The organism is Rhizobium sp. BK176 (assembly GCF_024808055.1).
The window spans coordinates 745,024-758,493 of the sequence record NZ_JANUBV010000001.1 but is presented as its reverse complement, the minus strand read 5'-3'; the positions used below and the strand labels follow the sequence as shown (position 1 = coordinate 758,493).

At 54.3% G+C, this 13,470-nt stretch carries 11 protein-coding genes; 6 read left to right on the top strand and 5 right to left on the bottom strand.

Annotation, left to right across the window (positions count from 1 at the left end; translation table 11 throughout):
* Positions 1–163: 163 nt before the first annotated feature.
* The 3 genes from FHT76_RS04295 to FHT76_RS04285 all read right to left on the bottom strand — a co-directional run bounded on the left by FHT76_RS04295 (position 164) and on the right by FHT76_RS04285 (position 3,742).
* Positions 164–2,245: a DUF262 domain-containing protein gene (locus tag FHT76_RS04295; protein ID WP_259184502.1), complete on the bottom strand. Its 2,082-nt coding sequence runs from the start codon at positions 2,243–2,245 to the stop codon at positions 164–166.
* Between the two features lie 97 nt (positions 2,246–2,342).
* Positions 2,343–3,329 (bottom strand): DNA cytosine methyltransferase, encoded by a 987-nt coding sequence (locus FHT76_RS04290; RefSeq protein WP_259184501.1) that lies wholly within the window; start codon positions 3,327–3,329, stop codon positions 2,343–2,345.
* The gene (locus FHT76_RS04285; RefSeq protein ID WP_259184500.1) at positions 3,326–3,742 is read right to left on the bottom strand and encodes a hypothetical protein; all 417 of its coding nucleotides are present in this window, start codon (positions 3,740–3,742) and stop codon (positions 3,326–3,328) included. The genes FHT76_RS04290 and FHT76_RS04285 overlap by 4 nt, the downstream gene beginning before the upstream one ends.
* Positions 3,743–4,041: 299 nt before the next feature.
* On the opposite strand from FHT76_RS04285, the gene FHT76_RS04280 reads away from it, so the two are divergent.
* Positions 4,042–4,842, top strand: coding sequence for a hypothetical protein (locus FHT76_RS04280; protein WP_259184499.1), 801 nt, complete (start codon positions 4,042–4,044; stop codon positions 4,840–4,842).
* A 164-nt stretch (positions 4,843–5,006) separates the two neighbouring features.
* On the opposite strand, the gene FHT76_RS04275 is transcribed toward FHT76_RS04280, so the two are convergent.
* Positions 5,007–6,005, bottom strand: coding sequence for a hypothetical protein (locus FHT76_RS04275; RefSeq protein ID WP_259184498.1), 999 nt, complete (start codon positions 6,003–6,005; stop codon positions 5,007–5,009).
* A gap of 492 nt (positions 6,006–6,497) precedes the next feature.
* On the opposite strand from FHT76_RS04275, the gene FHT76_RS04270 reads away from it, so the two are divergent.
* The 3 genes from FHT76_RS04270 to FHT76_RS04260 all read left to right on the top strand — a co-directional run bounded on the left by FHT76_RS04270 (position 6,498) and on the right by FHT76_RS04260 (position 8,801).
* Positions 6,498–7,490, top strand: coding sequence for a hypothetical protein (locus FHT76_RS04270; protein ID WP_259184497.1), 993 nt, complete (start codon positions 6,498–6,500; stop codon positions 7,488–7,490).
* Positions 7,491–7,959: 469 nt separating this feature from the next.
* A complete protein-coding gene (locus tag FHT76_RS04265; RefSeq protein WP_259184496.1) occupies positions 7,960–8,481 on the top strand; it encodes a hypothetical protein in 522 nt (173 codons plus the stop codon).
* An 89-nt stretch (positions 8,482–8,570) separates the two neighbouring features.
* Complete coding sequence (locus FHT76_RS04260; protein ID WP_259184494.1) at positions 8,571–8,801, top strand: hypothetical protein; 231 nt, start codon at positions 8,571–8,573, stop codon at positions 8,799–8,801.
* A gap of 53 nt (positions 8,802–8,854) precedes the next feature.
* Here FHT76_RS04260 and FHT76_RS04255 read toward each other — a convergent pair whose 3' ends face one another.
* On the bottom strand, positions 8,855–10,153 hold the full coding sequence (locus FHT76_RS04255) for a PcfJ domain-containing protein (protein ID WP_259184493.1): 1,299 nt from the start codon (positions 10,151–10,153) through the stop codon (positions 8,855–8,857).
* A gap of 318 nt (positions 10,154–10,471) precedes the next feature.
* On the opposite strand from FHT76_RS04255, the gene FHT76_RS04250 reads away from it, so the two are divergent.
* Positions 10,472–11,752: a phosphopantothenoylcysteine decarboxylase gene (locus FHT76_RS04250; RefSeq protein ID WP_259184492.1), complete on the top strand. Its 1,281-nt coding sequence runs from the start codon at positions 10,472–10,474 to the stop codon at positions 11,750–11,752.
* Positions 11,749–13,470: a methyltransferase domain-containing protein gene (locus tag FHT76_RS04245; RefSeq protein WP_259184491.1), complete on the top strand. Its 1,722-nt coding sequence runs from the start codon at positions 11,749–11,751 to the stop codon at positions 13,468–13,470. The genes FHT76_RS04250 and FHT76_RS04245 overlap by 4 nt, the downstream gene beginning before the upstream one ends.

The following is a 13,470-nucleotide window of genomic DNA, read 5'->3' as shown; positions in this document are numbered from 1 at the left end:
ATGAGGTCTTCATTAAATGTCAACGGTGATTTATGGCCTTGCCCAGGCGGCGCATGGTCTTTTGCGGCCAATCCGGGCCAGCGCAAATGATGGTGTCTTCAGAGCACTGGCCGATTATGGCAGTTATCGACCAGAGCTGTCGTTCTACCGGAGTATCGCCTCATCATTCCTCGTCTGCATGCCTCATACCTTGATGGCCAGAAACGAATGTGTACGCTTTTTTGTTGAGTCGGACGGATTTGTCACGGGTCGTGAGGTACTTTAAGCACCAAGAAACCCTCTTCCGCAGTCTTTCGAGGAAAATGTCCTCGAGTACACTGTCACCAATGCACGAACTCGCCGAAAACCTCTCGAGGACATGAAGAACGATGTCGTCAAGTTTGGCAGGAGCCGATGTCTTAAATAGAAATGCCAAGGTTTCCTTGCATATCCAAAGGTAGGATGGAAGGCGAGGGTGCTGCGGCTCCGAAGCAAAAAAATCGCCATCAGTAAAGGTCCCAGGCAACCTCGCCTTCATCATCGTTAGTATAGAAGAACGCCTTTCTCGGATGAGACCATAAAAGTCATCATTCCTTATAGTGGAGGGGTCAATCCGCGCCGAAATCAGAAGGTTGTCCATGTCTGCGGAGCTAAGGCGACGAGCTATTTCAATCTCATACAGATAAATGCTTGGCGGCCGATCGCTGATGACCCTTTGGTTGGTATCGGAAGACAAGGGCGTCTTATTGTAGATTGAGTTGTAGAGAGCCTCGGGGATGCCCTCGTCCTTACACCACTTCTTGGGGAAAATATGATGGACGTCGAAGGATGACTCAGAGAAAAAGTGGTCTTTGATGATCGCTGAAGTCGCAAAATCCCGCGCGCCCTCACTAATTAGAATGGAGGTAGCGAATTTAGTACCTTGTGCGCCAAGAACAAGCGATTCAGTGACGTTAATTTTTGCCAAGAATTCCGGTGTTGTCGTATTGCCTCTGATCCATTCTGCTACTTTGAGAACATCTCCAGCGAAAAGCGGGTCACCTCCGCGGTATTTCTTCACGAGCGTAGTCCCGTAGTACCATTTGAAGAGCTTTCCCCTGACGTCGGCAGACGCACAATCCCTACCTGAGTCGCCCAAGATCGCACACATAGCCGAGAGGTAAAAAGCCGCTGGAAGGTACGTTGGGGTAAGCAAACTAGCACTTGTGAGGGCCGCGAACGCTTCCTTGTAGCCGTTAAGCACGGGTTTAGCCGCTTCGCGATAGTCGGCGGCCTTGATTTCGAGGAGGACCTTTTTAGATACACCCTGGCTAGGAGTACCTCTGGCTATGTTCAAATAATGCTGAACGGCCGGCAGGTACTCCGTTGGCTGTATGTCCTTAATGAGCCCCTTGGATACTTCCGAAATTGTTTTCTGAACCCCAGGTTCACCATTGATCCCGAACCAGTCGGCCCTTAGATCGAAATTACCGGCCGCATATTTTGCGATCAGCAATTCAAATGCGTCCAGTTGGGTTCCCTTTGAATTGAGATTGCCGTAAGCAACTGCAATGTCACCAATTGTCGCGTGGTCGAGCATCGTGATAATTGGAATTGAGGCATGTTTAACGAGCGATGGAATTTTATTGAAGAATTGCATTGCGTCGCCAAGCTCACTGGACCCACTCCTGGATATCCAGTAACTGTCGTACGCAACCTTCCATGCCTCAAAATCCATCGTCAGCCCGAGCGGAAACCAACACCGAGCAAACTGGGTCGCCTCGCTTTGAATATCTCGCAACTCCTCGTCAGCGGGTTTGCCAGTTTTGGAATCGACGATAACTGTTCTAATGGACCCAGCTATATCCTTGCTGCTCCCGTAATGCTTGATGTCGAAGTAAAACAGAATCCGGCGGAAACCCTTCCGAAAATGGACGCGAACCGGGGCGGTATTTCCGAAGACCTGAAATAGGGTAGTCAATCTTTGTTGGCCGTCCATCACCAGAAATTCTGGTACAGGATCGACATTGCTCACCTTCACTCCATCAAAGAAGGGACGATACTCGAAGTCGACTGAAGTCCTAGTTATGCGCATGATGCCGCCAATGGGTTGCCCCACGCAGACCGCCTCCGTAAGGCCTCTGACTTGGTCTTCATTCCAAACCCACTCGCGCTGAAAGTTAGGAAGCATCCACTTCCCTTGCCCCATCCAAGAAAGTATGTCGTGGAGATAACTATAGCTAGTTGAGTAAAGGCGGGATATGTCTTGTTCGCTGTCAGGTCTCATGAGTGGATAGCACCGATTGTCGTCAATTTATATTGAACTTGCTGTAGTCTGGTCGGTCAAATGCCGCCGGTCACGATGGTCGATAAGTTGGGCGTTGTCAGCGAACCCTATCTTCCTCGGCCGCAGCAATTCTGAAGAAGACCCACTTAAACATGTGGGTTACGACTGAATTGCCGACCATCCTCATTAGCTCTTTTTTGGTTAGCGTTTTGCCGCTAGCATTCTTTGTGAGATAGTCCCCGTCGAAGCCCATCAATCGTAGGGATTCCGCACTCGAAAGCTTCCTGACGACGCCATTCTGCAGAACAGCGTCTGTTCTCGTAGTTCCGAGTGTGCCAGACGTGCCACGAGGACGTACGACCCACCGCCTTGACTTCCCCATGAATGACTTATCGTTGCCAGCGCCGGAAGCTTGCCAGTCAAACGCAAGCGTCCTGCTGCGCTCCGAATGTTTTCTCAACCACTCGACAGGAATGCCCGGGAAGATGTCATCTTCCTTGGTCTCAAGGAGAACGCTAGAGGGGTCTCTTCCACCTGTAGACGCGACGAGGACAAGTCTTCGTCTCCGTTGAGCGACGAAACCCTGAGAATCAATAATTCGCCACGCGATGGATATATCTCCCCTGCGTACGATGCCCACGTCAGGCCATGTCCGGCTCCCAGCTTCCAATGGTCCTGTCATGCCGAGAAGGCCGCCTAGTAGATGACCAAAGGCATTGTCGGCCGTGCTTAACACCCCAGGTACGTTTTCCCACACAAGCCACTTTGGGAATACCGTGTGAAAGATGTTCACCAACGCAAGCGTCAGGTTGCCTCGATCGTCTCCTAAAGACCTTCGCTTTCCTATCGTTGAAAAAGCCTGACATGGAGTACTAGCGATGAGAACATCCGGCGAATACGATTTCAAATCAGCGGCGAAATCCGATCTTGTCATATCGCCGAGGTTGGTCACGCTCGGAAAGCTCGTTTCAACAATGGCATTACAGGCGGCATCAATCTCGCTAGAAGCGACGGAGTTCCATCCCACATGACGGGCAGCTACATGGGCACTTCCAATTCCGTCACAAAGACTCGCTACTCTCACTTGACGACACCTTTCGCCTGGCTCCGAAGCGCTCTTAGGATTTCATCAGGCATCGCCCGCCCCCTTGTCGCGTCTCGTTTCAGAACCCCAATACACGCCTCAGGCGAAAGCAAGAGATTGTGATCGATCTCGATTTCAATGATGTCGTCCAAGGAGGGTTTGGTGAAACCAAGACACGAAAGGGGCAATTCACCCGTGAATGTTCCGCCAACATATGAGAACAAATGATTGATTTCGCGCGTACTTTTGGATAGCGAAGGGTCTTTGGGTATGAGGCACTGCTCGTCCTTGGGAAGAAATAGTTCGACCTCAGCGTCTGGAATTTCGATCCGTTGAAAATCACGGGCGACTTCACAGAAAAGTCGCATGTTTTTAGATGAGGCTTCGAAAGTCACATCTACGGCAGTGAGCAAGAGGCACCTATAAATTAAGAGGTCATATAAGGATTCTAAAATGCGGTATCTTTCGGCGTCAAACGTTCCGAGCGCGGAATCGCATAGTAAAGCTTGAACACTCCCACATACAGGGCTTCGAAATGCGCCTTGCATCGCAACCTACTTGACGTGCGGGTGCAAATTGCATTATTTGCGTTATCGAAGTCTTGAGGTGCAACATTATTGAAGACATAAGTGGCCTGAAGTCTGTCAATTAAGCCTCGCGAATGAATCACGAATTCCAGAAAAACAGCAGTTCAAAGTAAGGAAGACAGGTTATGTCTACGAAATTTTTAGAGGCATTCATCTTCCCAGTCTTGGTGTCTATCGTTTCCGCAGCGCTGTTGGCAATCGGCGTGATCATCACAGGAAGTGATCCGGCGGACGCAATCGCGATTACACGGTATGAACTTTCCATTCCTACCGGTCGCATTGATAAGACGATCAATGCAGTAACTGGCGAAGTCACCGAAAAGTCGAAGAAAGAAGCATATGATCGGCTTTATGATCTCGACACGTACATCACCCTGTACGAAATCCAAAACAACAACAATTTCGTCGTCGATGATCTAGTCGGTTGGATCAGGCAAGATGGAATCGTGATTTCCGGAAGCGGACAAAAATATTCTATTGACAACCCCTCTTCGGAGCCATTGAAGCTCAGCTTGCCGCCATCGTCAACTTCGAAAATTGTGGTGCTGTCGAAGGGATACCAAGACACCAGAGAAGACCGATTTGCCGCCGGTAACAACGAAGTGTTTATCTGGGATGGAAGCGACAGTTTCGTAGCAAGCCTATCCGATCCGCTAATTTTTTATCCGCAAAAGTTCGTTACGAGGCACCAGTTTCTGACGTTCAGTCTCGTATCTGTTGGTGTTTTCGGAATCGCGCTGTTCGTGGTCGGTCTGCTCTTCGAAATTGTAACGCTGAAGCCAAAATGGAAGGCGAGACTGACTTCGGACGAGGCTGTGGCTGAAAAGCTGGCATTGCATGATTTGATTGGCACAATGGATGCTGGCCGCGCTACGGGTATCCGAACCAAAGCCCAATCATTGAAAAGCAAATGGGGAATCCCGTGAGGCTTCAACCCCTCGCATCATTGTCGAGAGGACGATCAACAAGCTAGACACGGGCCCTTCTGCAAAGAGCCTCTGAGGTGTTTGGTGACGCCCGTGGCCGATAACGCGGGTTATCGGCCAGTGTAAGAGTGTGTAGCATCCTCTGCCAGGACTTGCTGCGCGGGCTATTTTCGCCAAGACTTCCTAACGGTTCCGCAGTGCCTCCGAGCCAGATCACGGGCAGCGTCCTTCCCAAGGCTTGCAGGTGTGATCTGGATATTCAGCGCTTGAAGAGTATTCCGCATGGTCCGCATCGTGCCAGCGAACGTACTGAGATCGCTAGGCGGCCTGAAGCCAAATTCCTTGGTCATGATAACGGCGCGCCCTGGCAACGGGGTCTTGATTTCTTGAAAGCGATCGTTGATCCCAAGCAATACCGCGGGATGCATTCCGAATTGGGCTTCCCATTGAGCAACACGGGACAGCATTTCGGCATGCCTCTGCTCCTTGCTCATCAATTCAAGCGCTGCGGCCTCTTCGATCTCAAGAGACCGCTTGTCACGAGCGACCTGATCGAGTTTCTCCTGATCGAAAGGACTCAACAAATCGAACCTATCCGAATGGTCTTTCTGAACGAACTTCCACCGCTCCACTACCTCGCAATGGGCCGAGAGTTCATTCGTCGCCGTTTCTACAAGCATCAGCGCGGTACGAAAGACCTCGTAGCGGACGATTGCTTCAAGTTCGCCGTTGCCGTCCCTGAAGTTCTCCGAATCCCAGAGAAGGCTGAAATCGTGGAGCATCAGAAGTTCGTTGACAGGTCGTCGCGCTCCGAACTCCCGGTAATCCGAGCGCATCCATCCAAAGGTCGCGTAGTCAATTGGTACCCAATAAACCCACAGATTACCCTGCGATGTAAATTCTACGACAAGGCTTACCTTAGGCTTCTCTGAAGAACGACACGAGGACCTTTGCACATTGCGCTCGATGGACGAGGCAAGGGAATGAAGTCGACCAAACAAGGCGGCGAGATTGTAGCTTACCTCGAGCAAATGACTGCAAACGATCCCAGGGTTGGCCATCTCGCGGTGTGCAAACGCGGTAATCATGACCAGACGCTCGGGAACCGTGGTGCCAAACATGAATTCAGATTTACGCCCGAGAACCCAATCCCTATCTGGCATCTGATGATTCAATCTAATCAAAACGAAGACTCCAGCTACTGCTTGGGTCTAGTTATTGGGGTCAGGAGTTTTTGTCAACACTGGAACTCGGATGGTAGGTAACTCGACGTCGGCTATCGCTGACAGCCCTGTCGAAGAAGGTTGGATATGTGGTTGAAACAAGGATGCCGTGCGAAAGCTCTGAAGTTTGGGGAATGGTTGGTGTATCGGCACCACGGAGTTACCTGGCCGATAATGCGGATTATCGGCCAGGGGAGAACCAGGGGGAATGCGACAGGAAGCGAATTTTAACTGGTCGCTGCGGACATAGTAGGCCTCCGCCTTCCAAGTGGCCCGGGACGTTGTCAACCGTCCAGAACTCGGGACCACATCGGTGTAGCTTTAGAGGTTGCCTAGAGTGAAGAATTTCTCGGGTATAGGGTCTATAAATAGATGTTGACAAGGCAATGGCTTCGATGCGAATGGGAGGCAGTATCCGAAAAGAGGTCGGGAATGAATCCACTTCGACACATGTCCTTCGCACGCGGTTTCGCCAGCGTCACCCAATCCTTTCCAGACACGGAGGAGAACCGGTCCTGTCACCTCGAAAGAGCGCTGCTTCGTGAGATCGAAGATGCGGTAGACGGGTTGAGCCGCACCCTGAAGGAGGTTTCGTGCATTTCTGTATGGAATTTCGATGAGCTGGAACATCGGAGTGGCATAGAGAGGCGCGCCGGGCAGAGCAAATGGTACAGAAAACCCAAACTGATCCTTGATTCTACGGTAACAAAGAAAGGAAACCTTTGCGTAACTTGGAGACCAGCTGAGGGCTACGAGAGAGATACCATTTACGGACCTTACCATTACAACGCCAAGGCGGCATTCGAGCGGCCTCAGAACGAGGTCTTGATTATTCGCAAATTTGCCAGGGCAGCGGATATCGCCGAGGGTAGCGACCATTACGGCACGATGGATCGGGAAAGGCTCTGTAAAATCGTCGATCTAGTCCGGCTGCTTATCGAACACGCCCGTGAGCTGTTGTCGATTAGCTGCGACGTCGAGTTGGGAGAGACCGTCAAAGTGAATTATCCCGTCGAGGAATCTGTCGTCGGGAAGATCGAGCCAAGCGAAAACCCAAAGTCAGCAGGGGTTCGCGATCTCTCTGGTGTGGACAAACGGATCGAAGAGGCATTTTTGGAACGCTACGGCATCACCGCGGCGACCTTGGTCGGGTTCGTGTGGGCAACGCGCCGATATCGAATGCCAATTGCCGTTATGGCCCAACTGCTCCATGACCATCACGGGATGAAAGCGGAAGTGTGGACGGACGGCTTCCAGAAGTTGGTCGACGAAAATGAATTACGGGTCATGTGCAGTCAGGCGTTAAAGCGGGTGGAAATTCCATTCAAAGGGACGCCGCTGCCAGCGCTTAAAGAGCTGTTTGCCAAATCTTTCCCAGACAGGAAGAGCTGGCACGTCGGCACGTTCGAACCTACCTTCCCATAAGCCGAAAGGCCCCACGCAAGTCATGGAAGCTCTGGCCGGTCGAAGACGGCAAGAGCATTGGCCGATAACAGGCGTCACCGGCCAAGGGGTAGCACCCCGCACTCCTTGACACGGCCGACCACGGTATTTAATGACTCCGTTTGGAACGAGACCTCCACGAATTGAGGACGTCAGCGATGAGTAAATGGGATGGAAGCCGCGACGCGAGGGCAGGGCCTTGCCGTGCTTTCGTCGCTGGCCCGCGCGGGACCAAGGAAGAAGCGGAAAGAGAGCGGAAACTCTGCGGAAACGTACCGTCGGGGCCTTAACAACCTTCTGCGGGAAGTGCTGACTGGGGCGAATGAAACGGAGACGACCATGAACACAATCCTCAATGAACGCATTCGCCAATCGATGACACAGAAGCGGCTCGCCCATTGAGGCTGGCATCGACGCTAGGACGCTTCGAAAGATCGAGAAGGGTGAAGACGTGTCGGCCGAGCCCCGCCTCTCGGTATGCAAGGTCTTGGGCCTCGATCCAGCAATTGCTGTTATCGACGCGCAGCTTGCTCCCAGAGAAGAGGTCGTATCTGCCGCGCCTGATCAGCCGAGCGTAGCGCAACGGGCACCGACAAAGAAAAGCAGGTGGGATTCCATCGTCGCGGAGGTCAAGGATTGTTGCATCAAGGCGATCCTACCAACGGCGCTTTTCTTTGGAGCCTACGTGGCAGCGGCATTGATGTACGAGAATGCCCCGAACGCGAATGTCGTTGTATCGCTCGATCGCACATGCCGGGACACTGATGCCAATGAGATGACAGACAATGTGTCCAAGGCTCTCGCGGGGTCGAGGGTTCTGGCGTCATCGATTAGGCCAGGAACGAGTACGTGTGCGATCGTATTTCAGGTGGCGACGGACGTAACAGAGTCTGACTTGCTCGCCCAGTTGGCCGCCGCCGGCATGTCAGGTCACCTTGAAGACTACAAGTTGCGCAACCATCCACTGGGCTGAGCATGGATCGGGAGATCGGCCGGAAAGAGGTGTTTGCCTTAGCTTGCGCCCACTGAGACAATGGTCGCGCACCAAAGGGAGGAGCAGGTATGGAACTGAACGCCACAGAAGTTGACCGCATCGATTTTCGCGAACTGAAAACGCAAGACGAAGGTGAAATGTTCATCTTCCACAACGAACACATCAAAAGGGCCGTATGCTTCATTACCGACCCCGATCGCTATTTCACGGACGAGGAAGCGTCCGACATCATGTACGGACGACGGACGTGGGGGGAGGTTGTGCAATCGAAGAAGGCCGCGACCGGCGCGCTGAACTGAGCGGTTCGTGTGAATTCACTGGCCGATAACAGGCTTTATCGGCCATTGGGGTCTCAAAAGGGCAAGTCCATAAAATCTGACGTCAAGTACCCCCGAATTTCTTCGAGCGTGTAGGACTTGCAGAAGTGTCCCTTGTATGTGTTCGGCCCTTTGTCGAAGCCGCGCAATCCGCCTGTTCTGGCTTTGGTAACCTTCACCTCTCCACGGAGTTCGACGTTCGGCGATATCGACCGGAGCTTGCCACCCAACAACGGTTCGGAAAGAATGAGGTCGTTATTGATAATCAAGCCAGCGGGCAATTCCTTGAGGGACGAACCCCTGAGGTCGAGGGTCCCGACCTCCGTACCCGCAGATATCGATTCAACGGGTGCATTACCCAGCGTGAGCGTTCGCCCAACGTAGAGGCCCTCTGGCAAAACTCGTATCGCGGTGTCGTGCAATTCGAGGTCTCCAGCGACACAAAGCTCCTGCGGCAGCTTCGTGAGCCGTGTACCTCTCAGGTCGAGATCGCCATTGACCGCTAGCTTGTCGGCCAAATGCTCGACGGGGCTTCCAGAGAGGATAAGGTGTCCAGGAAGCATTGTCAGAGGCCGCCAGTCCTTTATGCCTGTCCCAGACGCGAAGATGCTTCGTCCGACGCTAAGGATCGTTGGCAGCTCCGTTATGTCGTCTCGGCCGTTTAGCGACAAATCAAGTTCGACGCTCACTACGTTCGGCAACGGCCCACGCGAAAACTGGTCGGAGAGAACGAGGCTCCCGTAGACGCTAAGAACATCCGGCAAACTAGCCTTTTGGCGGATGTTGTCTGTGCGATCAATCACAAAATCGACGTCTTCGATTTGGAGCTTGGTCACAACAACAGCTTCCATTAATGCCGCCATGTATTTCTCGACTGGCACAGCATTCTGCTTTCCGCGGGTCTGGATAATCGCTCTGTCCCTTAGGTCGACCTGAAGAGTAGCGTGAGGTCTACCGCTGGCATCGCGAAGAGAGTAAAATGTCACATCACCAGACCCGATGTATTTGTCATATCCTCCGTTGCCAACGCAGTGCTGCATGATCGAACTTTCGCGATCAAGAGCTTCCTTTGACAACATTTCGACGATCGACATCCCTCCAGAAAGGGTGATGACGATCCTTTCGTCTCCAGAAGCAAGTGCCGCCCGGCTGCCTCTCTCGATATCGAGCCGCATCGCCTTGTCGGCTTCTTTGACGATCGCCTCGATGCTCCCGAACTTCATCAGTTTCTTGGGCCGGCCTAGCTCGTCCACGTTTGCGAGCCACTCAGCTCGCGCGCCAATGGCCACCGTAAGCCAGTCCACGACGTGTCCGATAGCCTGTTCGTCCGCCAATACGGTCCAATCGTCGCCCCGCGACAGCGCCTTATTGAGGACCCTTCCGACGGAAAGGTGGAGCATGGTCAAAACGGCATTGTCGTCAGTGAACTGGTCGAGGTATCTAGCAATCTGTCCGTCCACGTTTGGAAAACCCCGCCTCGCTGGAGATGATACAAATTAAAGCAAGTCAAAGCCGGCGCAAAGTTGAGGCGAGGCGCAAGGGTGAGCGAGATTCCATCGAAGCTAATTCATGACTTCAGGACGCAATCCAGTGTTGACAATTAAATGGGGTCTTGATATTCCGAAGCCCAGTTTGGTGATGGAGTGTCAAGAATGGCCAGTCCGGCGGAGCAGAGTTTTCGAGGCAAGCGTATTCTTGTTGTCGGCGGCAGCCCTCGGGAAAGCATTGATGGCGTCCGTCATTATGCCAACCATAAGCGCGATCAGTCTCATGGCGCACGAGCAGCGGCAGCGCTGGTTGCCCTCGGAGCTTCGGTGACATTCGTCTCCGTGAACTCCTCTACGGTGAGCCTCCCGTCCGGTGCCGCGAATTTCGATACGGTCAACGGCTCCAAGATCGTTTGCACGAAGGAACTGCTCGCCGCCTGCGCCAAGCACAATTCCGAGCCGTATGACGCGATCGTCCAGCTGGCCAACATACCTTCGGTCATCCCGGTTCAGCCGTCGGAACATAAGCTTAAGGTCAAGTCCGAGGAAGGCGTTCCAGTGTTCCTGGACGTCGTCGCAAACATCGACGTCATCATGCGGCTTCGGTGGATGTTCCCGAAAAGCGCGGTGTTGGGATACGACAATCGTCAGCAGTGGTTCGAAGTCGGGAACGCGGCGCTCGTCCACGATATCCGCACGGTCGTCAGTGACCTGCCTGGCCAGTCGACGCCCACCAAGACGGTGGGGACCCCCGCGGTCGACCACACCAGCAAACCATTGTCAGGTCGAAAGGTCGTCGTCACCAGCGGCCCGACGGCCGAGCCAATCACGGCTTTCGGCGACGTGATGACCAATTTCTCGTCAGGTCGACAGGGACACGCAATCGCCGAGGCATTGGCGGGAATGGGCGCGGAAGTGGTTCTGGTGTCTGGCCCGACGTCTCTGCGCGAACCCTCGGGTGAAAACATCCGCACGGTCCACGTCAGTTCTGCGATGCAGATGCATCGGGCGGTCATGGCCGAGCTTCCGGCGGATGTCTTTGTCGGGGTCGCTGCGGTCGCGGATTTCGCCTCGCAGCAGCCGCACGAAGTCCCAATCAAGGAAGGCGAGTTCCGGACGCTGGAGCTGTGCCAGAACCCGGATATCTTGCGGTCCGTCGGGAACCATGCGTCGCTGCGCCCATCGGTCGTGGTCGGCTTCGCGGCCGAGACGCACGACGTTTTGGCGTATGCGCGTGACAAACTGAGCCGGAAAGGCGCTGACTTTATCTGCGCCAATCAGGTAGGCGAAGCCGTCGCTTCCCGGGGCCCGGGAGTGAACGAGATTACGATGGTGACGCCGATGGGGGACGAAGTATTGCCCGAACTCAGCAAGCTCGACGTGGGCAAGGTGATCGGCTCGAAAATCGCCCAGCTGCTGGCCCACCAGACGAGCGCGGCAGCATGATCAAACTGCTGGTCGTCCTGCCGACCGAGGACTACCGCCATGGTCACGTCTTGCGTCGCCTAGCCGAAGAGGCTAGCGCAAGCGGCATGGTGGCTGAGGTCCGCATGCAGGATGCGGCAGCGCTCGTTGAATGCAGCGAGGACGCGCAGGCGTTGATCGCTGATGTAGAGCTGTCGGGCGACCTCATGCGTCAGGTCAAGGCTGCCAATCCAAGCGTGACGCTGATCGGCGTCCACGGCTGTAACGACGCGACGACCATCGCGGCGGCAATGGACGACGGTTATTCCAGCCTTCTCAAGCATCGCTGCACCATGATGCTAGCCCTATTGCCGCGCGGGGCAGATTCAGCGGACCGATCTCTTTTGATCACGGGTGAACGAGGCATCGTTCCTTCGAAGGGCTTGGACACAACCGCTCGATCGTTCGTCGACCTGCTTACAAGCCGTGTGGGCCAGCAGCACAATAGGACCGAGCTCACCTTGGGCGGCCTGCCTGGCTCCATCGACGGCGATCTCGCAGAAGCCATCCGGCACACGAGAGAGTGGGCCAAATGGTCGCTTTTCCCCAAATACGAAGCACGCGATCCAAAATATCCTGGCGCGGAGTTTGGCTTTGTCGCGAAGCGTACGGCCGCGGGGACGCTGATCACGGCTCGCGCTTCGAACAAGGAGAGGCCTGGCCCAGACGATTTCGCGTTGATCACCGCCGTCGATGAAGATGGAACCGTCCACGTCAGTAGCGCCGGGCGCAAAGCCAGCCTGAACGCGCCGCTTGCCCATCGCATCCTCCAGGAACGACGTGACATCAACTACGTCGTACATAGTCACGTATTTCTGCCGGAAGGGGTCACGGTTCCTGCCGTGTCGACACCCGGGACGACCGATGACTGGAACGCCGTTGCACAGGCTGTGCAGAGCGGAGCGCAGGTGATCAACCAGCCGCATCATGGCACCCTGATCCTACTCGAACACCATCAACAACTACTGCCGATCTTGATGGCGAACGGCCTCTATAGGCACAACAGCGAATTCTACGATCACGCCTACGCGCGCTTTCAGGCCACGGTGGACAAGCCGACCAGCTTGGAACGGACGATCAACCAGATGGCTATTCCTTTGAATGCGTCGGTGCTTGATCTTTGTTGCGGCACGGGGGCCTCGACGCTGGCATTGCAGGCATTTGGCCTGAACAAAATCGACTTCGCCGACAGATCGACTTCGATGCTGGCAGTTGCAGAGAGCAGGCTCGGCCGCAAGGGCGGGGTGGCCGAACTCGAGGACCTCAGCGACATCCCTTCCGGGGCATATGACCTCGTGACGGTCCGCCAAGCATTCGCTTACGTCCGCCCCGAGGATTTGGGAAGGGTAGCGAAGAACATTGCACGCATTCTAACGCTGTCCGGACGTTTCGTGTTCAACGGCTTCGCCAAGATCGCGGCCGGTAGCTCGAAGGCGCGTGACATCGAAACCGAGCGGGAGAATGTCCTCGTTCGGACGCGCGAGAACAACCAGATCACCGACGAGGCTGTCTTACACACCCAGCGGACCGAAATCGTGGATTTCAATACCGGTCGGTGGGATGCGGTCCTCGACGTCAACCATTTCTATCAGCACGCGCCAGAGCGGCTCCGCGAGGAGTTTGAGGCCGCCGGGCTGTCACTGGAATCCTATCACCAAGGCAACAGCATCTGCTACGTCGCCTCTCGGTCAGGAGAATAG